The organism is Angustibacter peucedani, assembly GCF_054779595.1.
Window position 1 is genome coordinate 1 of sequence record NZ_BAAGXY010000020.1, and the last position, 22,665, is coordinate 22,665.

Consider the following 22,665-nt stretch of genomic DNA (forward strand, 5'->3'; position numbering starts at 1 on the left):
GCGCGCCGTCGCGCGGTCGGGACGTCGTCCGGGTGGCTCGAGCGGTGGCGCGCGCCGCGCCAGCACCACCGCCCGCCGTGTCCGCAAGGGTGACGAACCGCAGAGGTGACCAGGTCGTGAGCTCGCCGTGACCCGCTCGTCGTGGTCGCCGTGGGCCGAGCTGCGCCGCCGTCCGGACATCTGGGTGCACCGCTGCCGGCTGGCCGAGGGCACCGGCTGGTGGTGCCCCGACGAGCGGGTCATCCTGCTCGACGACCGCCTCGACCGCCGCGCGGCCCGCTGCGTGCTCGCCCACGAGCTGGCGCACGCCGTGCTCGGTCACGAGGCCTGCCACGACTACGGCGACAGCCGCTGGCTGGCGCAGCGGGTCGAGGCGGAGGCCGACACCTGGGCCGCCGTCCGGCTGGTGGCGCCGGCCGCGCTGGCCGAGGCGCTGCCCGCGCACCCGGACGACCTCGAGGCGGTCGCGCTGGTGCTCGACGTCGGGCCGGACGTCGTCCGGCACCGGCTGCTCGGGCTCGAGCCGGGGGAGCGGCGTGCGCTGGCGGCCCGGGCCGCCCGCTCGGACCGGGTGGCCTGAGCACGTCTGGTGCGCGGATTGGACATGAAGGTAAGCCTTACCTATCTTGTCCTGGTGCCCGTCGTGACCGCGAAGAAGAAGTGCTGCCGCGACAAGCCCCGGTGCAAGAAGTGCCCGGTGACCCTGAAGCGCCTCGCCGAGATGGGATACGCCGACCGCGAGGACCGGCGCGTCTTCGTGGTGGTGCCGAAGGTGCCCAAGAAGGTCATGAAGGTCGCCCGCCAGCGCTGACCGCGACCTCGACGACGGCTAGGGGCGGCTGCCGCGCTCCTCGTGCGCGAGCAGGGCGGCCCCGACGATGCCGGCCTGGTTGCGCAGCGTCGCGGCCACGATGGGCGCCCGCAGGTGCAGCAGCGGCAGGAACTTGTCGGCCTTCTTGCTGACCCCGCCGCCGACGACGATCAGCGAGGGCCACAGCAGGTCCTCGACGACGCCGTAGTAGCGCTGCAGCCGCTCGGCCCACTCCTCCCACGACAGGTCTTCGACCTCGCGCACGGACGACGCCGCCCGCGACTCCGCGTCGTGGCCGTCGATCTCGAGGTGGCCGAGCTCGCTGTTCGGCACCAGCCGGCCGTCGAGCAGCAGTGCGGTGCCGATGCCGGTGCCGAGCGTGGTCATGAGCACCAGCCCGCGCTGACCGCGTGCGGCCCCGAAGCGGGCCTCGGCCACCCCGGCCGCGTCGGCGTCGTTGACCACGTGCACGTCGCGGCCGATCCGCTCGCTGAGCAGGGTGTCGGCGTCCGTGCCGATCCAGGTGGGGTCGATGTTGGCGGCGCTGCGCACGATGCCGTGCGTCACGACACCCGGCACCGTGATGCCGATCGGCCCGTCCCCCAGGTGGTCCGTGAAGTGCCGCCCGACCTCGGCGACGACGTCCGCCACCGCCTCGGGCGTCGCGGGCTGGGGCGTCTCCAGCCGCAGCCGGTCGGCGAGCAGCTCGCCGGTGGCGAGGTCGACCGGCGCACCCTTGACGCCGGACCCGCCGACGTCGATGCCCAGCGCGATGTCGTGGGTGCCGTCCTGCGAGCTGCCGCTCATGGCAGCGTCAGGATCTCGGCGCCGTCGTCCGTCACGAGCAGCGTGTGCTCGAACTGCGCGGATCGTCGGCGGTCCTGGGTGACGACGGTCCACCCGTCGTCCCACATCTCCCAGTCGGGCGTGCCGAGGTTCAGCATCGGCTCGATGGTGAACGTCATCCCGGGTGCCATGACGTCGTCGTAGCGGGGTGCGGCGTCGTAGTGCGGGACGACGAGGCCGGAGTGGAACGCGGTGCCGATGCCGTGGCCGGTGAAGTCGCGCACGACGCCGTAGCCGAACCGGCGCGCGTACGACTCGATCACCCGGCCGATGACGTTGATCTCGCGGCCCGGGCGCACCGCCTTGATGCCGCGCATCATCGCCTCGTGGGTGCGCTCGACGAGCAGGCGCGACTCCTCGTCGACGTCGCCGCACAGGTAGGTGGCGTCGGTGTCGCCGTGCACGCCGACGCCGTCGACGGTGACGAAGGCCGTGATGTCGATGTTGACGATGTCGCCGTCCTCGACCCGGCGGTCGTCGGGGATGCCGTGGCAGACCACCTCGTTGACGCTGGTGCACAACGACTTGGGGAAGCCGCGGTAGCCGAGCGTCGACGGGTAGGCGCCGTGGTCGAGCAGGAACTCGTGGCCGACGCGGTCGATCTCGTCGGTGGTGACGCCGGGCGCGATCACCTCGGCCGCGGCGGCCATCGCCTGGGCGGCGAGCCGGCCCGCGACGCGCATCGCGGCGATCACCTCGGGGCTCTTCACCTCGGGCCCGTCGTAGCGGGCCGGGGCCGGCCGGTCGACGTACTCCGGCCGGGGGATCGAGGCCGGCACGGGTCGTCGCGGCGAGATCGTGCCCGGCTCGACGGTGGTCAGCGCTGGGGACATGGCAGGCAGTCTAGGAGCCCTGGCCCGCAGCGCTCGCGCTGGCGGCGGCCGCGCGGCAGGATGCCCGCATGGCTGACTTCTACTTCAACACCCGCACCGGTCAGGTCGAGCAGGTCGAGGACAAGAGCCAGAGCAAGGACCTGCTCGGTCCGTACGGCTCTCGCGAGGAGGCCGAGCGCGCGCTGCAGACCGCGCACGACCGCACCGAGCAGTGGGACCGCGAGGACCGCGACTGGGAGGGCGAGGACTGAGCCCGGACGCTCAGGCCTCCTCCCGCTCCTCGGCGGCCGCGCGGCGCTCGCGCTCGGCCACCGCGTGCTCGTCCGTGCGCGCGTCGTAGGCCCAGAACCCGCGCAGCCAGGTGCCGGCGGCCACGACGCCCGCCACGCAGAGCACGCCGCCGCTCACGACCGACGTCCGGACGGTCGTGAGGTCGGCGACGACGCCGCTGCGCACCTGGCCGCCGAGCGGGCCGAGCGAGTACGACAGCATCTCGATGCCCGCCATCCGCCCGCGCATCGAGTCCGGGATCGTCTGGTGCCAGACGGTGCCGCGGAACATCGCGCTGACCGAGTCGGCGGCACCAGCGACCGCGAGCAGCACCGCGGCGACCCACAGGGTCGGGGCCAGCCCGGCCAGGGCGACGGCGAGCCCCCAGCAGGCCGCGGCCACCACGATGGCGCGGCCGTGCCGCACGACGTGGCTGGTCCAGCCGCTCGTCAGCCCGGCGACGAGCGCGCCGACCGTCTCGGCCGTGTAGAGCACGCCCAGCAGCTCGGGACGGTGGAACACGTCGGTGGCCAGGGCGGGGTAGAGCACCACGGGCAGCGCGAAGAACATCGCCACGAGGTCGACGACGTACGTGCCGAGCAGGTCGCGCCGCCCGACCGCGTACCGGACGCCGGCCACGACCCCGGCCAGGCTGGGCGGTTCACCGGGCTCGAGCGGACGGTAGCTGCGCAGCGAGAAGAACAGCGCGGTGGCGACGACCAGCCCGGCGACGTCGACCGCGTAGGCGAACGCCGGCCCGGGACCGGCCAGCAGCAGGCCGCCGATCGTCGGCCCGACGAACGCACCGAGCTGCATGCCGGACGTCGTCAGAGCCACCGCCGCCGGCAGCTGGGCGTGCGTCACGGTGCGCGGCACCAGCGCCTCGCGGCTGGGCCGTTGCAGGGACTGCGCCACGGCTAGCAGCCCCGCGACGACGTAGATCACCCACACCCGCGGCCGTCCCGCGGCGGCGTTGGCCAGCAGCACCGCGGTCAGCAGCACCTGCGCCGTGCCGGTGCCCACCAGCAGCCGGCGGCGGTCGACGTGGTCGGCGAGCGCGCCGCCGTACAGGCCGAAGACCACGAGCGGCACGAGCTCGACCAGGCCCACGGCGCCGACCGCGAAGTTCGAGCCGGTCAGGTGGTACAGCTGGTACGGCAGGGCGACGTAGGTGACCATCCCGCCGACGTAGAAGACCGTGCCCGCGGCCAGGAGCAGCCGGAAGTCGCGCGAGGCGCGCACCGGCGCGAGGTCGAGGTGGAAGCGCCTCACGGCCGTTGCTGCTGGCGCGGTGACGGCCCGCTGATCAGGTCGATCAACCGGCCCAGGCGTTCGCGCCAGCCGCGCTGCTGCTCGACGGTGGGCAGGCCCGCGGCGGCGCTCACGAAGTGCTGGGCGAGATCGAACGACGCCGGCAGCGCGAGCCCGGCCACGACCTCCGGCGGGAGGCGGTCGTCGCCCGCGAGCAGGTCGGGGTCGTCGTCCGGGCGCGGCTCGGGCAGCAGGCCCTCGGGCACGACCAGGCCGCTGGCGCTCACCGTCATCCGCTCGTGGGCCAACACGCCGAGCTCGCTGTCGCCCGCGTCGAGGCTGAGGATCGTCGCGCCGGTCCGACGTGCGTCGTCGACCCGCTCGAGCAGCGGGTCGGGTGCGGCGTCCGGGGCGACGACGAACACGGTCTCGCCGCGGCCCACCTGCTCGAGCCGGCTCAGCCCGATCTTGAGGTGGTCGGGCGCCTGCTCGGGCGGCCGCCAGCGCACGAGCTGCGGCGCGATCTGGGGCAGCACGTTGAGGCGGGCCTCGTCGTCGAGGTGGGCGGCGAGGTGCCACGGCTCGACCCGTGGGGTGCCGACGAGCAGCAGGTGTCCCGGCCCCGGCGTGCGGCGCACGGCCTGGCCGAGGTCGGTGGCACGGGACCACCAGCTCGTGTGCACCAGCGCGTCCCGCAGCGCGGCCACCCGCTCGGAGTCCATGGTCGACGATCCTGCCACCGACCGGTGTCACCCAGCGCGGCGACGCGCCTGGGTGCGCGTCAGCGGGTCAGCTTCGGCAGCACCTGCTCGCCGAAGACCTCGATCCAGCGGGCCTGGTTGCGGCCGACGTTGTGCAGGTAGACGCGGTCGAAGCCGAGGTCGACGTACTGCTGGATCGCGGCCCGGTGCACGTCCGGGTCGCTCGAGATCACCATGCGGCCCTCGAAGTCCTCCGGCCGCACCAGCGCGGCCATGGCGGCGAAGTCGTGCGGGCTGCGGATGTCGGCCTTGCCGAACTTCATGCCGCCGTTCGGCCACTCGGTCATGGCGTTGTCCATGGCCTGCTCGTCCGTCTCGTCCCAGGACAGGTGCAGCTGCAGCACCTTCGGCATGGCGTCGGGGTCCTTGCCGGCCTCGTGCGCGCCCTCGGCGAACTTGCCGAACAGCCCCTCGATCTTCTCGATTGGCGCGCCGACCGTGATCATCCCGTCGGCGAACTTGCCGGTCTTCTTGGCGTTGATCGGGCCGGCCGTCGCCACCATGATCGGCGGCGCCTGCTCGGGCATCGTCCACAGCCGGGTGGTCTCCATCGAGAAGAAGCGGCCGGAGTGCTTGACGTCCTTGCCCTCCAGCGAGGCGGTGAACAGCTTCGAGATGAGCTCGATGGCCTCCCACATCCGCAGGGAGCGCTCGCCCGCCTCGGGCCAGTAGCCGGGCACCACGTGCTCGTTGAGCGCCTCGCCGGTGCCGAGCCCCAGCCAGCTGCGGCCCGGGTACATCGCCTCGAGGGTCGCCGCGGCCTGGGCGACCACCGCCGGGTGGAACCGGAAGCTGGGGCAGGTGACGCCCGGCCCGAGGTCGCCCTCGGTGCGCTCGCCGACGGCCGTGAGCACGTTCCACACGAAGCTGGCCTGGCCCTGCTGCGGCACCCACGGCTGGAAGTGGTCGGCCGCCATGCACCCGCTGAACCCGTGCTGCTCGGCCAGGGCGGTCAGCTCGACCGCCTCGGTGGGGTGGAACTGCTCCAGCATCGCGGCGTAGCCGACCGTCAGGGCGCTCATGGCAGCGACGCTAGTCCCTGCGAGGATCGGGCGGTGCTCGAGGTGAGGGACGACACAGGCGCACCCGTGCGGCTCCCGGACGACGGCCCGCGACGGGTCGTGTCGCTGGTGCCGTCGCTGACCGAGACGCTGGCCGTCAGCGCTCCGGGGCTGCTCGTCGGCGCCACCGACTGGTGCACGCACCCGCCGGGGCTCGACGTCGCGCGCGTGCGCGGCACGAAGAACCCGGACGTCGACGCTGTCGTGGCGCTCGCACCCGACCTGGTCGTGGCGAACGAGGAGGAGAACCGCGAGCCCGACCTGGAGGCGTTGCGCCACAACGGGATCGCGGTCTGGACGACGCAGGTGCGCTCGGTCGACGAGGCCTTCGGGTCGCTGCGCCGGCTGCTCGAGGCCTGCCGCGCGCCGCAGACCGCGTGGCTCGACGAGGCGCGGGCCGCCTGGGGCACAGCTGCTCTGGCTGGCCCCGCGCCGCGCCGGCGGGCCGTCGTCCCGATCTGGCGTCGACCGTGGATGGCGCTGGGGCGCGACACGTTCGCGGCCGACGTCCTGCGCCGGCTGGGGGTCGACAACGCGCTCGAGGACGCCGACGAGCGGTACCCGCGGGTCGAGCTCGACGCGCTGCCGCCGCACGACCTCGTCGTGCTGCCGTCCGAGCCGTACGCGTTCACACCGGACGACGGCCCAGAAGCGTTCTCGCACACCGACGTCGCGCTCGTCGACGGGCGGCTGCTGACCTGGTACGGGCCGAGCCTGGTGACAGCACCGGCCGCCCTGCGCGCGCAGCTCGGGGCGGCGCGGCCGGGCGGCCGGTAGGTCCTGCTGGTCCTGCTGGTCAGCCGGACTTGCGGCGGAAGGTGCGCTGCACCTTGGCCGGTCCGGTGTGGTCGTGCCCCTGCGACTGCGGGCCGTCGAGCAGGTGCTCGTCGTGCTTGCCCTGCTTGCGGTCCAGCGCTTCCTTGAACTTGCGGCGCACGTCGTCCGGGGCGGGGTTGTGGTCGTCCTTCGATGTCGCGCTCATGCCGCCACCCTGCCCGCAGCGGGGCGATCCCTCAACCCCATTCGGGCCCGCGCCTCAGGACTCGAACGACTGCGCGGACGTCGGGAAGGCGCCCGAGCGCACGTCGGCCGCGTACTCCTGGGCCGCGGTGCGCAGCACGCCGCGCAGGTCGGCGTACTGCTTGACGAAACGGCTCATCTTGCCGCCGCGCAGGCCGGCCATGTCCTGCCACACCAGCACCTGCGCGTCGCACGACGCCCCGGCGCCGATGCCGATGGTGGGGATGCGCAGCACCTCGGTGATCTGGGCCGCGACCGGCGCCGGCACCATCTCGAGCACCACCGAGAACGCGCCGGCGTCCTGCAGGGCGCACGCGTCCTTGACGAGCTGGTCGCCCTGGTCGCCGCGTCCCTGCACCCGGTAGCCGCCGAGGGCGTGCTCGCTCTGCGGGGTGAAACCGAGGTGGCCCATCACCGGGATGCCCGCGTCGACGACGGCCTGCACGTGGCCGGCCACCCGACGTCCGCCCTCGAACTTCACGCCGTGCGCGAGGCCCTCCTTCATCATCCGCGTCGCCGACTCCAGGGCGAGCTGCGGCGAGGACTGGTAGGAGCCGAAGGGCAGGTCGGCGATGACGAGCGGACGGCGGGCGCTGCGCGTGACGGCCCGCACCAGCGGCAGCAGCTCGTCGAGGGTGACCGGCACGGTCGTCTCGTAGCCCAGCACGTTGTTGGCGGCCGAGTCGCCGACGAGCAGGACGTCGATGCCGGCCTCGTCGAAGATCTCGGCCGCGTACTGGTCGTAGGCCGTGAGCATCGTGAAGCGCTCGCCGCGCTCCTTCATCTGCTGCAGGTGGTGCACGCGCACCCGCCGCACGCCAGGGGCGGTGCCGGACGACGCGGCCGGCCCGGTGCCGTACGGCGCGGGCTGCTCGCCCTGGTCGGCGCTGCTGCCGGGCTGCTCGGTCACGGGGTCTCCTCGGTGGGGGCGGCGCTCTCGCGCCAGCGGCTGGTGACGGGCAGGCGGCGGTCGCGCCCGAAGGCGACGGCCGAGATCTTGGTGCCGGGGGCGAACTGGCGGCGCTTCCACTCGGCCCGGTCGACCAGCGTGACGACCTGGTCGACGACGACGGGGTCGAAGCCGGCGTCGAGCAGCTCGCTGCGGCCCTGGGCTCCCACGACGTAGTGCTCCAACAACGGGTCGAGCAGCTCGTACGGCGGCAAGGAGTCCTGGTCGGTCTGGCCGGGGCGCAGCTCGGCCGAGGGCGCCTTGGTGATGGAGCTCTCGGGGATCGGCGCGCGCTCGCCGCGCCGCTCGGCCTCGGCGTTGCGCCAGCGCGCCAGCTGCCAGACGAGCGTCTTCGGCACGTCCTTCAGCGGCGCGAACCCGCCGACGCTGTCGCCGTACAGCGTCGAGTAGCCGACCGAGAGCTCGCTCTTGTTGCTCGTGGCGAGCACCAGGTGGCCCTCGCTGTTCGACACCGCCATCACCAGCGCGCCACGCACCCGGGCCTGCAGGTTCTCCTCGGCGACACCGGTGAGCTCGAGGTCCTTCTGGTACGCGGCGACCGGGTCGGCGATCGGGTGCACGCGGTAGTCGGCGCCCAGGCGCTGGGCGAGGTCGAGGGCGTCGTCCCGGCTGTGCTCGCTGGAGTACGAGCTCGGCATCGACAGGCCCACGACGTTCGCGCCCCCGAGCGCGTCCGCCGCCAGGGCGGCGACGACGGCCGAGTCGATGCCGCCGGAGAAGCCGAAGACCACCGACGAGAACCCGTTCTTGCGGGCGTAGCCGCGCAGGCCGGTGACCAGCGCGGTCCAGACCTCGCCGACCGGGTCCAGCCGCTCGGCGTGGTGGGGCGGGCGGGGCTCGAAGGCCGGCACCGGCTCGTCGGTCAGCGTCACGTGGACGACGTCGGCGACGTCCCCCTGCGGGTCGACGGTCGAGGCGGCGAGGTCGAGGTCGACGACCAGCAGCTCCTCGGCGAACTGCGCGGCGCGGGCCAGCACCTCGCCGTCGGCCGAGACGACCACCGAGTCGCCGTCGAAGACCAGGTCGTCCTGGCCGCCCACGAGGTTGAGGTAGGCGAGGGTGCAGCCGGCCTCGGCCGCGCGCCGCGTGGCGAGCGCGAGCCGCGTGTCGTCCTTGTCGCGCTCGTAGGGGGAGCCGTTCACCACGAGCAGCAGCTCGGCGCCGGCCTCGCGGGTCTTGACCACCGGGCCGCCGTCCTGCCAGAGGTCCTCGCAGATCGCGAGAGCGACGTCGACGTCGCCGACGCGGATGACGGTGAGGTCGTGGCCGGGCACGAAGATGCGGAACTCGTCGAAGACGCCGTAGTTGGGCAGGTGGTGCTTGGCGTAGCGGGCCGCGACCCGGCCGCGGTGCAGCACCGCGACGCAGTTCTGCGGCATCCCCTTCGGCACGCCGGTGCGGCCGTCCTCGCCGACCCCGTCGCCGTCCGGGTCGGCGTCGCGTCCCTCGGCGCGGTCGAGGTAGCCCACCACCACGGGCAGTTCGCCGTGGCCGTCGGCGTCGAGGTCGCGGGCCAGCTGCTGCACCGCGCCGCGCGAGGCGTCGACGAACGAGCGGCGCAGCGCGAGGTCCTCGACCGGGTAGCCGGTGAGCACCATCTCGGGGAACGCGACGAGGTGCGCGTCCTCGGCGGCCGCCCGCGCCGTCCAGCTGCGCACCGTGGCGGCGTTCGCGGCCAGGTCACCGACGACGGCGTCGACCTGGGCGAGCGCGAGACGCAGCTGCGGCATGACGCGAGCCTACGGCGTCAGCGGGGCTGCACGACGAGTGCCTGGCTGCTGCGCCCGACGAGCCCGCGGCGGTCGTGCAGCGTCGACGTCGCGAGCCCGGCTCGGTCTCCCGACAGGTGCGTGCGGGCGTCCATCAGCAGCCACTCGTCGACCGGCGCGCGCAGCAGGTGCACCGCCAGGTCGACGTTCACGAACGACCAGTCGTCCCACGACAGCTCGGCGCTGATGCCGCTCGCCGAGTCGACCACCAGGCAGCAGGCGGCCAGGCCGGCGGCAGGCTCGTCGTCGACGAGCGGCACGAGCGGACGCACCCACGCCGCCGCCGGACCCGGTTCACCCATGACGCCGCTCGCGAGCCGCCACTCGAGGTGCTCGGCGTAGCCGAAGGTCCAGCCGGTGTGGCGCGGGGCCAGCTCGGGCGGGCCGGCCGGCGGCTCGTCGGGGGTCGCGGGCGCGACGGCGGCTCCGTCGTCCGCGCGTCGCACGACCCAGGTGCGCGAGCGCAGCGCCGGGCGGCCGCCGGCCACCAGCTCGGCGTCGACCAGCACCGCGCTGCGGCCGGGCCGCACGACCTCGGCGCGCACCTCGACCTCGGCGACGGGCACCGGGCCGAGGAAGTCGAGCACCACCCGCTGGGCCTGCCAGTGCCCGCCCTCGGTGACGTCCGCTGCCGCGCGCTCGCTCTCGCGCACCAGCAGCGCGGACGGCGGGCCGCCGTGCATGTGGGCGGCCGACCACGGGCCCGTGGTGGCCTCGGTGGCGGCGTACCGACCCGCGCCGGCGGCGGTGAAGAAGGAGCTGGCCATGCCGCGACGGTAGCCTCGCCGGATGCGCACTCGGTACGACGTCGTGGTCGTCGGCGGCGGGCACAACGGCCTGACCGCCGCGGCCTACCTGGCCCGGGCCGGTCGCTCGGTGCTGGTGCTGGAGCAGCTCGACCATGTGGGCGGAGCCGCGGTGTCGGCGCCGGTGTTCGACGGGGTCGACGCGCGGCTGTCGCGGTACAGCTACCTGGTGTCGCTGATGCCGCGGCAGGTGGTGGACGAACTCGGGCTCGACGTCCGGTTGGTGCGGCGCCGGTACTCCTCGTACACGCCCGTCCCGGGCGACCCGGCCCGCGGGCTGCTCGTCGACAACGGCGACACGGCGGCGACCGCGGCGTCCTTCGAGCGGGTGGCGTCGTCGTCCGACCACGCTGCCTGGCAACGGTTCTACGACATGACGGGGCGGTTGGCGCAGCGGGTCTTCCCGACCATGACCGAGCCGCTGCGGTCGGCGGCCGACGTCCGCGCGCTCGTCGACGACGACGAGGCCTGGGAGGCGCTGGTCGAGCGGCCGGTGTCCGAGGTCGTCGAGCGCACCTTCGGCGACGACACGGTGCGCGGCGTGGTGCTGACCGACGCGCTCATCGGCACCTTCGCGGCCGCGGATTCGCCTGCGCTGCAGCAGAACCGGTGCTTCCTCTACCACGTCATCGGCGGCGGCACGGGCGACTGGGACGTGCCCGTCGGCGGCATGGGCGCGGTCACCTCGGCGCTGGCGCAGGCGGCGGCCGCTGCTGGCGCCGAGCTCGTGACGAACGCCCGCGTCACCGCCGTCGACCCCGCGGGCGAGGTCACGTTCACCGACGCGGCCGGCGGGACGACGTCCGTCGGGGCGGGCCACGTGCTGGCCGGCTGCGCGCCGACGATCTTGGCCACCCTCATGGGCGAGGACCCCGGCGAGCGACCCGAGGGCGCCCAGCTGAAGGTCAACATGCTGCTGAGCCGGCTGCCCCGGCTGCGCGACCCCGCGGTCGACCCGGCGGCGGCGTTCAGCGGCACGTTCCACGTCAACGAGGGGTACGCCCAGCTCCAGACCGCGTTCGAGCAGGCGGCCGCGGGCCACGTGCCCGACCTGCCGCCGTGCGAGATCTACTGCCACTCGCTCAGCGACCCGTCGATCCTCGGGCCGCAGCTGCAGGCCGAGGGCGCGCAGACCCTGACGCTCTTCGGCCTGCACCTGCCGGCCCGGCTCTTCCGCGACGACAACGAGGGCACCCGCGAGCGGGCGCTCGCCGCCACGCTGCGCTCGCTCGACTCGGTGCTGGCCGAGCCGATCTCCGACGTCCTGCTGCGCACGCCCGCGGGGGAGCCGTGCCTGGAGGCGCGCACGCCGGTCGACCTCGAGACGGACGTCGGCCTGCCGGGCGGCAACATCTTCCACCGCGACCTGCGCTGGCCCTGGGCCGAGGACGACGCCGACGTCGGCCGGTGGGGCGTCGAGACCGAGCACCCGAAGGTGCTGCTGTGCGGGGCCGGCGCCCGGCGCGGCGGCGGCGTCAGCGGCATCCCCGGTCGCGCCGCCGCCATGGCCGTCCTCGACCGCGCCTGACGATCTTGAGCCTCGCTTGACCTCCGGTTGAGGCACCCGCGAGGTCGACCGGCCTAGCGTCGGCTCGTCGTCCCCCTCGCGCCGTGGAGGAGCTCGTGGCCCTCGTCGTCCGCGGCGGACGTCGTCCGGGCACCGCGGGCAGGGGAGGGGCGGCACGACGTCGAGCCGCCCCGCTGCTGTGGGCGCTCGCCGTGCTCGCGGCTGCTGCCGCGCCCGTCGTGGTGCTCGCCCGAGCCGGCGGCGCCGAGCCGCTGACCGGCGTGCGGGTGGCCTCCCTCGTCACGGCGCTGGTCTCGGTCTCGCTGATCCTGCTGGCCGCGCTCCTGCCGTCGCGCGTCCGCGCGCTGACCAGCCACCTCGGCGTCGAGCGCGTGCTGCGCAGCCACCGCAGCCTGGCGGTCGTGGCGACCGCACTGGTCGCGGTGCACGTGCTGCTCGTGCTGGCGCGGCCCGGAGGCGGGCTGCACGTGCTGGACCTGCGCGACGCCCCGCCCCGCGTGTGGGCCGCGTGCACGGCGCTGCTCGCCCTGGTCGCCCTGGTGGTCCTGGGCCTGACCCGCCGGCGGCGCGGACCGCGCTACGAGGGGTGGCGGCTGGCGCACGTGCTGCTGGCCAACGTGCTCCTGGTCGCGACGGCCCTGCACGTCCTGTGGCTGCACGACCTGACCCGGCACCCGGTGGCGCGTGCGTGGTTCGGCGTCCTCGCCGTCGGGGTGGTGCTGCTGTCGTGCCATCGCTGGGTCTGGCGCCCCTGGCGGGCGGCGCGCCTGCGCTACGTCGTCGAGGAGGTGCGCGAGGAGGGCCCGCAGACCGTGACCGTCGTGCTGCGCGCCAAGGGACATCCCGGGGTGCCGTTCCGCCCGGGGCAGTTCGCGTGGCTGAAGATCGGCACCTCGCCCTTCGTCTTCGAGGAGCACCCGTTCACGATCGCGTCGGCGGCGACCGAGCCCGAGCGCAAGGAGTTCACGATCCGGGCGCTCGGGGACTTCAGCCAGGTGGTGGCGGGCCTGCGACCTGGGCGCCGCGTCTTCCTGGACGGACCGCACGGCGCGTTCACGCTGGACGGCCTGCGCTCCCGCGGCTTCGTGCTGGTGGCCGGGGGCGTCGGCGTGACCCCGATGCTCAGCATGCTGCGGACGATGGCTGCGCGCGGCGACACCCGCCCGGTGACGCTCGTGGTGGCAGGTCGGACCGCGGACGACCTGCTGCACCGTGCGGACGGCGAGCACCTGCGCGAGCGGCTGGCGCTCGACGTGGTGGAGGTGCTCGAAGAACCGCCCGAGGGCTGGGACGGAGAGGTCGGCCGCGTCACCGAGGCGGTGCTCCGCGCGGCGGTGCGCCACCGGCGGGGGCAGGGCGGTCTCGACTACTTCGTCTGCGGGCCGGGCCCGATGGTGGCGTCCGTGACGCGCATCCTCGCCTCCATGGGGGTGCGCGGACGGCGCGTGCACACCGAGCTCTTCGACGTCGTCTGACCACGTGCCGGCCGCCCTCGGCGTCGGGTGCGGCGATGGGTGCGGCGAAGGTGCTGTGATCACGACCTCCTCGCCGCACCCACGCCCGCACTCATGGCAGCCCAGGACCTCGGGCCTGCATCCGCAACCCGGTCGGCCGGGGCCGCCGACCCGCCTGCACGTAGGCCTGCTCCACCATCCGCAGCACTCGTCGAGGGTCGGCGGCGATCGACGAGGGGGTCACCGCCAGCACCAGGACGCCGTGGACGGTGAGCTCGGCGTCCCGTTCCACGGTCTGCCGCCACTCGGCCTCGCGGGCGTGGTGCGCCTTCGAGTGCACCATCACCGCCAGCGCCACGTCGTCGAACCACACGTCCGGCGACAGCAAGGCTCGGCTCCCTGACCAGAGGCGGGGGTTGGGCCAGGCATGGGGGAGCACCCGGCTGCTGGTGCACAGCACCAGCAGGTCGGCCTCGGGCAACGACCAGGCGCCAGCCCTCGCCAGACCGAGGGCGGCACGGGCGGCGGCGCTCCCCCGGCGGGGACCGCTGTCCAGCTCGTGCTGCAGCTCGTCCAGGCTCGCCAGTCCACGCTGCACCGCCTCGACGACGAGCGCGGACGCCTGCCGTGCGTCCGGGGACGACCGCGCGGCGTCCAGCACGGCCCGGCCGATCGGGGCGATCCGTGCAGCCCCGTCGAGGTGCGGGTGCTCGACCGGACGACGGGTGCGCCGCACCTCGACGAACCCGACGTCCCGCGAGTCCTGGTTCACCGGGACCAGGACGCGGACCCGCCGGTTCCCTGCTGCGTTGCGCAGGCCGTGGACGAGGCAGGCGTGGTCGCCGGTCACGACCGATGCCGGGCCACCCTCGAGGCAGGCCGCGACGAGCCGGTCGCGGACACCGAGCGGAGCACGCGTCGTCCGCACCACGCCAGGGAGCACAGCCGTCCACCCCCGGCCCAGGCGCCACCGCAGGGCGGCGGCGGAGATGCCGTGGTCGCGCAGCTGCTGGCGCGTGGCGAGGTCCAGCTGGCGGGCCAGCAACGCCTGGAGCTCGTCGTCCATGGCGCGACGGTCCTCACCCCGCGCCGGCCGTGCGAGGCCTCTCGGCCGCCCTGTGGACGGCGTGACGTAGCGCTCCACCTGTGGATGCAGAGATGGGTGCGGCGGAGGTGCGGTGATCACGACCTCTTCGCCGCACCCACGGCCGCACCCGTGCCAGCCACTGCGTGCCCACCGGCGACCCTAGGATGAGCGGCATGGACAGGCAGCAGGAGTTCGTGCTCCGCACCATCGAGGAACGCGACATCCGCTTCGTGCGGCTGTGGTTCACCGACGTGCTCGGCACCCTGAAGTCCGTGGCGGTCGCGCCGGCCGAGCTGGAGGGCGCGTTCGCCGAGGGCATCGGCTTCGACGGCAGCGCGATCGAGGGCTTCGCGCGCGTCTACGAGGCCGACATGCTGGTCAAGCCCGACCCGAGCACCTTCCAGGTGCTGCCATGGCGAGGCGAGAACCCCGGCACCGCGCGGATGTTCTGCGACATCCAGCTGCCCGACGCGACGCCGTCCTTCGCCGACCCGCGCAACGTGCTGAAGCGCGCCCTGGCCAAGGCATCCGACCTCGGCTACACGTTCTACACGCACCCCGAGATCGAGTTCTTCCTGTTCGAGCGCGGCACCGCGCCCGGCCAGCCGCCGGTGCCGGTCGACCAGGCCGGTTACTTCGACCACGTGCCGCACGGCACGGCGCACGACTTCCGCCGCCAGGCGATCAGCCTGCTGGAGTCGATGGGCATCTCGGTCGAGTTCAGCCACCACGAGGGCGCCCCCGGCCAGAACGAGATCGACCTGCGCTACGCGGACGCGCTCACGACGGCCGACAACATCATGACGTTCCGCGCGGTCATCAAGGAGGTCGCGCTCGAGCAGGGCATCTTCGCCAGCTTCATGCCCAAGCCCTTCGCCGAGCACCCGGGCTCGGGGATGCACACGCACCTGTCCCTGTTCGCGGGTGACGGCAACGCGTTCCACGAGGCGGGCGCGCCGTACCAGCTGAGCAAGGTCGGCCGGCAGTTCATCGCGGGCCTGCTCAAGCACGCCGCCGAGATCACGGCCGTCACGAACCAGTGGGTGAACTCCTACAAGCGCCTCATGGGTGGCGGCGAGGCGCCGAGCTACGTGTGCTGGGGCCACAACAACCGCTCGGCGCTCGTGCGCGTGCCGATGTACAAGCCGGCCAAGGGGCAGTCGACGCGCGTCGAGATGCGCTCGGTCGACTCGGCCTGCAACCCCTATCTGGCCTTCGCGGTGATGCTGACCGCCGGGTTGAAGGGCATCGAGGAGGGCTACGAGCTGCCCGAGGAGGCCGAGGACGACGTCTGGGCGCTGTCGGAGGCCGAGCGCAAGGCGCTGGGGTTCAAGCAGCTGCCGACCAGCCTGTCCGAGGCCATCCACGCGATGGAGGAGAGCGAGCTCGTGGCCGAGACGTTGGGCGAGCACGTCTTCGACTTCTTCCTGCGCAACAAGCGCGCCGAGTGGCAGGAGTACCGGGCCCAGATCTCGCAGTTCGAGCTCGCCCGCTACCTGCCGATGCTCTGAGCCCGTGGCCGACGTCCTCGTCACGGGTGGCACCGGCACGCTCGGACGCGTGCTCGTGCCCCGGTTGGTCGCTGCAGGCCACGCGGTCGCGGTGCTGTCGCGGCACGAGGGCCCGGACGTCGGCGGGGCAGCGCGCCGCACGGGCGACCTCGCGACCGGGCAGGGCGTCGCGCAGGCGCTGCACGGCGCGGACGTCGTCGTGCACCTCGCGAGCGACCCGCTGCACGCCCGGCGCACCGACGTCCAGGGCACCGACCGGCTGGTGGCCGCGGCCCGGGCCGCGGGCGTGCGGCACCTGGTGTTCCTGTCGATCGTCGGGTGCGACCGCAACCCCTACCCCTTCTACCGCGCCAAGGCCGAGGTGGAGGAACGGCTGCTCGACGGACCGCTGCCGGCGTCCGTGCTGCGCGCCACCCAGTTCCACGACTTCGTCCCGCAGCTGGCCTCGATGCTGCTGCGCGGCCCGCTCATGCCGCTCCCCAAGGGTTTTCGCTCGCAGCTGGTCGACCTGCGCGACGTCTCCGACCGGCTGGTCGAGGCCGTCGCGGGCGAGCCCCGGGGCCGGCTGCGCGACCTGGCCGGCCCCGACGTCGTCGACGCCCGCGAGGCCCTGACCCGCTGGTGCGAGGCGGTCGGGCGTCGTCCGCCGCGGTTCCTGACGCTGCCCGCGGTCGGCGGGGTGCTACGGGCGTTCGCCGAGGGCACCAACCTCGCCGGCCCGGACGCCGACCGCGGCACCCGCAGCTACGAGACCTGGCTCGAGGAGCTGCGGCGCGGGAGCGCGCCGTGAGCTCCAGCCGCGCCTCGAGCCGCGGCGGGCAGCTCGCCCGCATCGGGTTCGCCGACCCGGCGCGGGCCGAGCGGCTGATGGCCGACCCCGCGCTGGCCGGGCTGTTCGACCCGATGGACGACGTCTTCGAGGACGGGCTGCTGGTCGACGTCGCCGAGACGGCCGACCCCGACCTCGCGCTGCTCGGGCTGGTCCGGCTGATGGAGTCGTTGCGCGCCATGGCCCGTCGCGACCCGGACGACCCCGAGGTGCAGGGCGCCGACGCCGGTCACCTGCTGCAGGCGGTGCGCGTCGGAGGGCCGGTGCGGGCGCGGCTGCTCGCCGTCCTCGGCTCGTCCGCCGCGCTCGGCGACCACCTGGCGCGGCACCCGGCGCACTGGCCGGCGCTCACCGAGGACGAGCCGGCGCCGCCCGACAGGCTGCGAGCGACACTGCTGGAGTCGGTCGGCGCCGACCCGCAGCACGACGAACCCGTTGCGGCACAGGGGGGACGGGCGGCGCACGACCGTCTGCGCGTCGCCTACCGCCACCGGCTGCTCGCGATCGCCGGCCGCGACCTCGCACAACGGCAGCCCACCGCGCACCTGCCGGACGTCGCCCGCGAGCTGGCCGACCTGGCGGCCGCCGCGCTGGAGGCCGCGCTGGCCGTGGCGCGCGCCGAGCTCGAGCCGGGCGCCACCCCCTGCCGGTTCGCGGTGATCGCCATGGGCAAGACCGGGGGCCGCGAGCTGAACTACGTCAGCGACGTCGACGTCATCTTCGTCGCCGAGCCCGTCTCGGAGGCCGGCACCAGGCTCGACGACCTCGACGACGTAGCGCGCACCGAGGTCGAGCGCGCCGCCCTGGCCACCGGCCAGCAGCTCGCGACCGGGCTGATGCGCGCGTGCTCGGCGTCGACGTCCGAGGGCACGTTGTGGCCGGTCGACGCCAACCTCCGGCCGGAGGGGCGCGACGGCCCGCTCGTGCGCACCCTCGACAGCCACCTCGCGTACTACGGCCGCTGGGCCAAGACCTGGGAGTTCCAGGCGCTGCTCAAGGCCCGGCCGGTGGCCGGCGACCGCGCGCTCGGCCAGGCCTACGCCGAGGCGATCCGGCCGCTGGTGTGGACCGCCGCCGGGCGTGAGCACTTCGTCGAGGACGTGCAGGCGATGCGCCGCCGCGTCGAGGAGCACGTCCCGCCCGAGGAGGCCGAGCGCCAGCTCAAGCTCGGGCGCGGCGGGCTGCGCGACGTCGAGTTCAGCGTCCAGCTGCTGCAGCTCGTGCACGGGCGGGTCGACGAGACGGTGCGCAGCCCGAGCACCCTGGTGGCGCTGCAGTCGCTGGCGGACGGCGGCTACGTCGGCCGCGACGACGCCGAGGCGCTCGGCACCGCGTACCGGCTGCTGCGCACCCTCGAGCACCGCGTGCAGCTGTTCCGGCTGCGACGCACCCACCTCGTGCCGACGTCGGAGCCCGACCTGCGCCGGCTGGGTCGCCAGCTCGGTCACCGCGTCGACCCCGCCCGCTCGGTCGTCGCGCAGTGGCAGACCCAGGCGCGCGAGGTGCGGCGCCTGCACGAGCGGCTCTTCTACCGGCCGCTGCTGGGTGCCGTGGCCCGGCTCTCGCGCGACGAGGTGCGGCTCACCGAGGACGCCGCCCGCTCACGCCTGCAGGCGCTGGGCTACCGCGACCCGGCCGGCGCGCTGCGCCACCTCGGCGCCCTCACCGACGGCGTCAGCCGGCGGGCCTCGATCCAGCGCCAGCTGCTGCCGGTCATGCTCGGCTGGTTCGCCGACGAGGCCGACCCGGACGCCGGGCTGCTGGCCTTCCGCCGGGTCAGCGACGAGCTCGGCACGACCCACTGGTACCTCAAGATGCTGCGCGACGAGGGGTCCGCGGCCGAGCGGCTGGCGCACGTGCTCGCCCGCAGCCGCTTCGCGGCCGACCTGCTCGCCCGGGCCCCCGAGACGGTGCAGGTGCTCGGCCACGACACCGGGCTCGACCCGCGCGACGCGTCGTCCCTGCGCACGGAGGTGATGTCGGCGGTCTCGCGCCACGACGACCCGGCCAAGGCGATCGCCGCGGCGCGCGGCGTGCGGCGCCGCGAGCTGTTCCGCATCGCCACCGCCGACCTGCTCGGCCGGCTGGTGCTGGACGACGTCGAGCGGGCCCTCACCGAGGTGGCGGGCGCCGTCGTCGACGGCGCCCTCGCGGTGGCGACCCGCGTCGTCGAGGGGCAGCGCGGCGGACCGCTGCCCACCCGGCTGCTCGTCGTCGGCATGGGGCGCTTCGGCGGTCGCGAGCTCGGCTACGGCAGCGACGCCGACGTGCTGTTCGTCCACGACCCGCTCGACAGCGCCGACGACGGCGAGGCGCAGGACGCCGCGCTCGCGGTCGTCGGCGAGCTGCGCCGGCTGATGTCGGGACCGGGCCCCGACCCCTCGCTGCAGCTCGACGCCGACCTGCGCCCCGAGGGCAAGCAAGGACCGCTCGTGCGGTCGCTGGCGTCGTACGCCGCCTACTACGCGCGCTGGTCGCTGGTGTGGGAGGCGCAGGCGCTGCTGCGCGCGACGCCGGTGGCGGGCGACGCCGAGCTGGCCGACGCGTTCCGCCGCCTGGTCGACCCCGTGCGCTGGCCGGACGGCGGGATCGTCGACGCCGACGTCCGCGAGGTGCGGCGGGTCAAGGCCCGGGTCGAGGCCGAGCGGCTGCCCCGCGGCGGTGACCCGCGCCAGCACCTCAAGCTGGGCCGCGGCGGCCTGGCCGACGTCGAGTGGACCGTGCAGCTGCTGCAGCTGCGGCACGCGCACGAGGTCGAGGGCCTGCGGCACACGGGCACGATGACCGCCCTGCGGGTCGCGCACGAGGCGGGCCTGGTCGACGTCGAGGACGCCGAGGTGCTGGCCGACGCCTGGACCTTCGCCTCGCGGCTGCGCAACGCGGCCGTGCTGTGGCGCGGCCGCCCGGTCGACGCGCTGCCGAGCGACCTGCGCGACCTGGACGGCGTCGGGCGCATCGTCGGCTACCCGGCCGGCTCGTCCGCGCAGCTCGTCGACGACTACCGGCGCGTCACCCGGCGTTCGCGGGCGGTCGTCGAACGGCTCTTCTACGACGTCTGAGCGGACGCCGCGCGATCCGCCCGTTGTGCCCGATCCGGTAGCGTTCGGCCGTGGCACCGGGGCGTCAGGGGAGTCGGCACGCCAGCCCGACCTACCGTCGGGCTCTCGGCCGACCCGAGTTCGCCGCGCTGTACGTCGCCCGGGTGCTGTCGGACTGGGGCGACCAGCTGGCCCGCGTCGCCATCTCCGCGCTCGTCCTGCACCGTTCCGGGTCGGCGCTGTTCGCCGCCACGGTGTTCGCGGTCTCCTTCTTGCCCAAGGTGTTCGGCCAGGCGCTGCTCGGCCCGATCGCCGACCGCGCCCCTCGCCGCACGCTGATGGCGGCCTGCGACGCGCTGCGCGCGCTGGCCCTCGTCGTCCTGGTGCTCGCGGTCGGGGCCGGGCTGCCCCTGGTCGCGCTGCTCGCCATCCTGTTCTTCGTCGAGCTGGCGGGCGCGCCTTTCTTCGCCGCCAGCCGGGCGCTGCTGACCGAGCTGTTCTCGGAGCGGCCGCTGTACCTGCGGGCCAGCTCGCTGATGCAGATGTCGTACCAGTTCAACCAGGTCGCGGGCGTCGCGCTGGGCGGCATCGTCGTGAGCGCCCTGGGGGCCGACCGGGCGCTGTGGGTCGACGCCGTGACGTTCGCGGTGTCCGGCGTGCTCGTCGTGGCCTTCGTGCGCCACCGCCCGGCCGCCCACTCCGGCGGTGCACCCGGGATCGGCGGGCTGCTGCGCGACGTCCAGGTGGGGCTGGCGTTCCTGCGGCGCGACCTGCCGACGCGCTCGCTGATGCTGCTGGCCTGGCTGATGCTGCTCGCGATCATCGCGCCGGAAGCCGTGGCGCTGCCGTACGCCGCTGAGCACGGTGCCTCGACTGCTGCCGGTGGCGTGCTGCTCGCCGCCAGCCCGTTCGGCGCGTTCCTCAGCGTCATGGTCGTGAGCCGGTGGTCGCCCGCCGTGCAGGTGCGACGGCTCGTCGTCCTGGCGACGTGCGTGCCGATCCCGCTGCTGGGGCTGGTGGCCGACCCGCCGTGGCAGGTCGCGGCCGCGCTGTTCCTGCTCGCGGGGGCCTTCCAGGGCTTCATGGTGCCGCTGATGGCGACCTTCTCGCTGCTGGCGCCGGACGAGCTGCGGGGGCGGCTGAGCGGGGTGGCCGGGTCCGGCTTCGCGCTGCTGTCGGCCGTCGCCTTCCTGGTCGTCGGTGCCCTGGCCGACAGCACCAGCCCGGGCGTCGCCGTCGTCCTGTCGGCGGTGGTGACGCTGGTGGCGCTCGTGCCGGTCTGGTCGCGCTGGCCGCACCGGCAGATCGCGGACGCCGCGGAGCGCGCCTACTCCTGACCGGCGCCGACCGGCCGGCAGCCGGCCGGCAGCCGGCCGGCAGCCGGTCGGCGGGGCGGGCGTCTTCATGAACGCGGCGCACCTGCCGATGGGTAGGGGACGCGACCGCCCCGAGAGGACCTCATGACCGCCACGCCCGAGACCGCGCCTGCGCCGTCCCTGCCGGCCCCGGGCCGACGACGTGCCGTCATCGGCCGCGAGTCGATCAGCACCGCGGACGGCCGGGTCGTCGGCTACGACCTGCGCTTCAGCGGGTCCGGCGGCGTGCCGCTGAACGAGCTGGACGACGCCGCCGCGCACGAGGCCGAGCTGCTGGCCTGCCGCATGCTGGTCGCGTCCTTCGGCGAGCTCGGCATGGAGCGGTTCGGCCAGCGCCGCCAGCTCTACGTCAACGTCCCGCGCCCGTTCCTCACCGGCGCCGTGCCCCTCCCGTTCGGGCCCGAGCACGTCGTCGTCCAGCTGCTGCCGGACGTCGACGTGGACGACGCGGTGCTGGCCGGGGTCGTGGCGCTCAAGGAGCAGGGCTACCGGCTCGCGGTCGACAGCGGCTGCGCCGGGGACGCCCTCGACCGGCTCTACCCGTTGATCGACGTCCTGCGCGTCGCGGTCGCCGAGGCGGACGACGGCCTGCCCGACCTGGTCGAGTACATCCGGGGCATCGTGCCGGGTGCGCAGCTGCTGGCGGACTCGCTGTCGTCGACCGCCGTGGCCGACGCCGCCCGCGAGGCGGGCTTCGACCTGCTGCAGGGCGTCGACCCGGCCCCGGCCGCGCCGCGCACCACGCCCGGCGGCGCTCGCAAGGTCGTGCCGTCGCAGGTGGTGTCGCTGCAGCTGCTGGCCGCGCTGTCGGACCCGCAGTCCTCGGCCGACGACCTCGAGCGGATCATCTCGGTCGACCCGGGCCTCAGCATCCGCGTGCTCGGCGCCGTGAACTCCGCCGCCGGCACCGGCCGTGACGTCGGCTCGCTGCGCCAGGCGCTCGTGCTGCTGGGCCGCAAGACCCTCAGCACCTGGGTGCTGCTGGCGGCGTTCGGCGGCGAGTCCGGCGACCGGCAGCAGATGGTCACCGTGCTGACCCGGGCCCGTACCTGCGAGCTGCTCACGCCGCAGGCCGGGCTCGACGCCAACACCGGCTACACCGCGGGCCTGCTCTCGGGCGTCGTCGACGTCCTGGGCGCCGACCCGGCGCAGATCGCCCACGAGGCGCGCCTGCAGCCCGAGGTGTCCGCCGCGCTGGTCGGCCGGCAGGGTGCGGTCGGGCGGCTGATGGCCGCCGTCGAGGAGTTCGACCGCTCGGGCACGACCGACGAGCTCAGCGCCGAGGACGTGTCCCGCGCGCGGCTGCACGCGCTCGGCGACGCGGTCGCCGCGGTCGACGCCGTGCTCGGCGAGGGCTGACACCCGACCGGATCGCGGTCGGGTGCTGGCGCCCGCTGCCGCTCCTGGCGTTGACTGGCCGTCGGCGCCGCGACCGCGGACGTCG

At 74.6% G+C, this 22,665-nt stretch carries 21 protein-coding genes; 11 read left to right on the top strand and 10 right to left on the bottom strand.

The genetic code is table 11. The annotated features are described in order from the left end of the window. Positions 1-127 precede the first annotated feature (127 nt). On the top strand, positions 128-580 hold the full coding sequence (locus ACYVJ4_RS05100) for an ImmA/IrrE family metallo-endopeptidase (protein WP_460459030.1): 453 nt from the start codon (positions 128-130) through the stop codon (positions 578-580). A gap of 24 nt (positions 581-604) precedes the next feature. Continuing rightward, on the top strand, positions 605-811 hold the full coding sequence (locus ACYVJ4_RS05105; RefSeq protein WP_460459031.1) for a hypothetical protein: 207 nt from the start codon (positions 605-607) through the stop codon (positions 809-811). A gap of 18 nt (positions 812-829) precedes the next feature. On the opposite strand, the gene ppgK is transcribed toward ACYVJ4_RS05105, so the two are convergent. Continuing rightward, a complete protein-coding gene (ppgK, locus tag ACYVJ4_RS05110) occupies positions 830-1,618 on the bottom strand; it encodes a polyphosphate--glucose phosphotransferase (RefSeq protein ID WP_460459032.1) in 789 nt (262 codons plus the stop codon). Next, positions 1,615-2,490 (bottom strand): type I methionyl aminopeptidase, encoded by an 876-nt coding sequence (gene map, locus ACYVJ4_RS05115; protein ID WP_460459033.1) that lies wholly within the window; start codon positions 2,488-2,490, stop codon positions 1,615-1,617. Before map ends, ppgK begins: the two co-directional genes overlap by 4 nt. A 68-nt stretch (positions 2,491-2,558) precedes the next feature. On the opposite strand from map, the gene ACYVJ4_RS05120 reads away from it, so the two are divergent. Further along, the gene (locus ACYVJ4_RS05120) at positions 2,559-2,741 is read left to right on the top strand and encodes a methionine aminopeptidase (protein ID WP_460459034.1); all 183 of its coding nucleotides are present in this window, start codon (positions 2,559-2,561) and stop codon (positions 2,739-2,741) included. Positions 2,742-2,751: 10 nt separating this feature from the next. Here the strand turns inward: ACYVJ4_RS05120 and ACYVJ4_RS05125 are convergent, their stop codons facing one another. The 3 genes from ACYVJ4_RS05125 to ACYVJ4_RS05135 are packed head-to-tail and all read right to left on the bottom strand — an operon-like array spanning position 2,752 to position 5,794. Then, positions 2,752-4,032, bottom strand: a complete 1,281-nt coding sequence (locus ACYVJ4_RS05125; RefSeq protein WP_460459035.1) for an MFS transporter — start codon at positions 4,030-4,032, stop codon at positions 2,752-2,754. Further along, on the bottom strand, positions 4,029-4,733 hold the full coding sequence (locus ACYVJ4_RS05130) for a hypothetical protein (RefSeq protein WP_460459036.1): 705 nt from the start codon (positions 4,731-4,733) through the stop codon (positions 4,029-4,031). Before ACYVJ4_RS05130 ends, ACYVJ4_RS05125 begins: the two co-directional genes overlap by 4 nt. A gap of 59 nt (positions 4,734-4,792) precedes the next feature. Continuing rightward, a complete protein-coding gene (locus ACYVJ4_RS05135; RefSeq protein WP_460459037.1) occupies positions 4,793-5,794 on the bottom strand; it encodes a TIGR03557 family F420-dependent LLM class oxidoreductase in 1,002 nt (333 codons plus the stop codon). 33 nt (positions 5,795-5,827) lie between these two features. Here ACYVJ4_RS05135 and ACYVJ4_RS05140 point away from each other — a divergent pair, with 33 nt between their 5' ends. Beyond that, on the top strand, positions 5,828-6,610 hold the full coding sequence (locus ACYVJ4_RS05140; protein WP_460459038.1) for a helical backbone metal receptor: 783 nt from the start codon (positions 5,828-5,830) through the stop codon (positions 6,608-6,610). A gap of 19 nt (positions 6,611-6,629) precedes the next feature. Here ACYVJ4_RS05140 and ACYVJ4_RS05145 read toward each other — a convergent pair whose 3' ends face one another. From ACYVJ4_RS05145 to ACYVJ4_RS05160, 4 genes are read right to left on the bottom strand one after another with little or no spacing between them, the layout of a single operon-like run. Next, positions 6,630-6,815, bottom strand: coding sequence for a DUF5302 domain-containing protein (locus tag ACYVJ4_RS05145; protein WP_460459039.1), 186 nt, complete (start codon positions 6,813-6,815; stop codon positions 6,630-6,632). Positions 6,816-6,869: 54 nt separating this feature from the next. Continuing rightward, positions 6,870-7,763: a 3-methyl-2-oxobutanoate hydroxymethyltransferase gene (gene panB / locus ACYVJ4_RS05150; RefSeq protein ID WP_460459040.1), complete on the bottom strand. Its 894-nt coding sequence runs from the start codon at positions 7,761-7,763 to the stop codon at positions 6,870-6,872. Continuing rightward, complete coding sequence (locus ACYVJ4_RS05155) at positions 7,760-9,553, bottom strand: NAD+ synthase (RefSeq protein WP_460459041.1); 1,794 nt, start codon at positions 9,551-9,553, stop codon at positions 7,760-7,762. Before ACYVJ4_RS05155 ends, panB begins: the two co-directional genes overlap by 4 nt. A 17-nt stretch (positions 9,554-9,570) precedes the next feature. Continuing rightward, on the bottom strand, positions 9,571-10,359 hold the full coding sequence (locus ACYVJ4_RS05160; protein WP_460459042.1) for a thioesterase family protein: 789 nt from the start codon (positions 10,357-10,359) through the stop codon (positions 9,571-9,573). Positions 10,360-10,381: 22 nt separating this feature from the next. On the opposite strand from ACYVJ4_RS05160, the gene ACYVJ4_RS05165 reads away from it, so the two are divergent. Beyond that, positions 10,382-11,926, top strand: coding sequence for a phytoene desaturase family protein (locus ACYVJ4_RS05165; protein ID WP_460459043.1), 1,545 nt, complete (start codon positions 10,382-10,384; stop codon positions 11,924-11,926). An 83-nt stretch (positions 11,927-12,009) separates the two neighbouring features. Then, on the top strand, positions 12,010-13,401 hold the full coding sequence (locus tag ACYVJ4_RS05170; RefSeq protein ID WP_460459044.1) for a ferredoxin reductase family protein: 1,392 nt from the start codon (positions 12,010-12,012) through the stop codon (positions 13,399-13,401). Between the two features lie 91 nt (positions 13,402-13,492). Here the strand turns inward: ACYVJ4_RS05170 and ACYVJ4_RS05175 are convergent, their stop codons facing one another. Next, on the bottom strand, positions 13,493-14,446 hold the full coding sequence (locus ACYVJ4_RS05175) for a hypothetical protein (protein WP_460459045.1): 954 nt from the start codon (positions 14,444-14,446) through the stop codon (positions 13,493-13,495). A gap of 194 nt (positions 14,447-14,640) precedes the next feature. Here ACYVJ4_RS05175 and glnA point away from each other — a divergent pair, with 194 nt between their 5' ends. From glnA to ACYVJ4_RS05200, 5 genes are all read left to right on the top strand, one after another. Continuing rightward, a complete protein-coding gene (gene glnA / locus ACYVJ4_RS05180) occupies positions 14,641-15,978 on the top strand; it encodes a type I glutamate--ammonia ligase (protein WP_460459046.1) in 1,338 nt (445 codons plus the stop codon). Between the two features lie 4 nt (positions 15,979-15,982). Then, positions 15,983-16,768 carry an SDR family oxidoreductase gene (locus tag ACYVJ4_RS05185; RefSeq protein ID WP_460459047.1) on the top strand — a complete coding sequence of 262 codons (786 nt, stop codon included), beginning with the start codon at positions 15,983-15,985 and terminating at the stop codon, positions 16,766-16,768. Beyond that, a complete protein-coding gene (locus ACYVJ4_RS05190) occupies positions 16,765-19,866 on the top strand; it encodes a bifunctional [glutamine synthetase] adenylyltransferase/[glutamine synthetase]-adenylyl-L-tyrosine phosphorylase (protein WP_460459048.1) in 3,102 nt (1,033 codons plus the stop codon). The genes ACYVJ4_RS05185 and ACYVJ4_RS05190 overlap by 4 nt, the downstream gene beginning before the upstream one ends. Positions 19,867-19,916: 50 nt before the next feature. Beyond that, positions 19,917-21,182: an MFS transporter gene (locus ACYVJ4_RS05195; protein ID WP_460459049.1), complete on the top strand. Its 1,266-nt coding sequence runs from the start codon at positions 19,917-19,919 to the stop codon at positions 21,180-21,182. A gap of 123 nt (positions 21,183-21,305) precedes the next feature. Continuing rightward, positions 21,306-22,580 carry an EAL and HDOD domain-containing protein gene (locus ACYVJ4_RS05200; protein WP_460459050.1) on the top strand — a complete coding sequence of 425 codons (1,275 nt, stop codon included), beginning with the start codon at positions 21,306-21,308 and terminating at the stop codon, positions 22,578-22,580. Positions 22,581-22,665 lie beyond the last annotated feature (85 nt).

Excerpts from the sequence above, each read along its gene's own strand:
- ACYVJ4_RS05155 (WP_460459041.1), bottom strand. The coding sequence starts at position 9,553 with ATGCCGCAGCTGCGTCTCGCGCTCGCCCAGGTCGACGCCGTCGTCGGT.
- ACYVJ4_RS05105 (WP_460459031.1), top strand. The coding sequence starts at position 605 with ATGAAGGTAAGCCTTACCTATCTTGTCCTGGTGCCCGTCGTGACCGCG.
- ACYVJ4_RS05145 (WP_460459039.1), bottom strand. The coding sequence starts at position 6,815 with ATGAGCGCGACATCGAAGGACGACCACAACCCCGCCCCGGACGACGTG.
- glnA (WP_460459046.1), top strand. The coding sequence starts at position 14,641 with ATGGACAGGCAGCAGGAGTTCGTGCTCCGCACCATCGAGGAACGCGAC.
- ACYVJ4_RS05130 (WP_460459036.1), bottom strand. The coding sequence starts at position 4,733 with ATGGACTCCGAGCGGGTGGCCGCGCTGCGGGACGCGCTGGTGCACACG.
- ACYVJ4_RS05200 (WP_460459050.1), top strand. The coding sequence starts at position 21,306 with ATGACCGCCACGCCCGAGACCGCGCCTGCGCCGTCCCTGCCGGCCCCG.
- map (WP_460459033.1), bottom strand. The coding sequence starts at position 2,490 with ATGTCCCCAGCGCTGACCACCGTCGAGCCGGGCACGATCTCGCCGCGA.
- ACYVJ4_RS05165 (WP_460459043.1), top strand. The coding sequence starts at position 10,382 with ATGCGCACTCGGTACGACGTCGTGGTCGTCGGCGGCGGGCACAACGGC.
- ACYVJ4_RS05120 (WP_460459034.1), top strand. The coding sequence starts at position 2,559 with ATGGCTGACTTCTACTTCAACACCCGCACCGGTCAGGTCGAGCAGGTC.
- ACYVJ4_RS05160 (WP_460459042.1), bottom strand. The coding sequence starts at position 10,359 with ATGGCCAGCTCCTTCTTCACCGCCGCCGGCGCGGGTCGGTACGCCGCC.
- ppgK (WP_460459032.1), bottom strand. The coding sequence starts at position 1,618 with ATGAGCGGCAGCTCGCAGGACGGCACCCACGACATCGCGCTGGGCATC.
- ACYVJ4_RS05175 (WP_460459045.1), bottom strand. The coding sequence starts at position 14,446 with ATGGACGACGAGCTCCAGGCGTTGCTGGCCCGCCAGCTGGACCTCGCC.
- ACYVJ4_RS05135 (WP_460459037.1), bottom strand. The coding sequence starts at position 5,794 with ATGAGCGCCCTGACGGTCGGCTACGCCGCGATGCTGGAGCAGTTCCAC.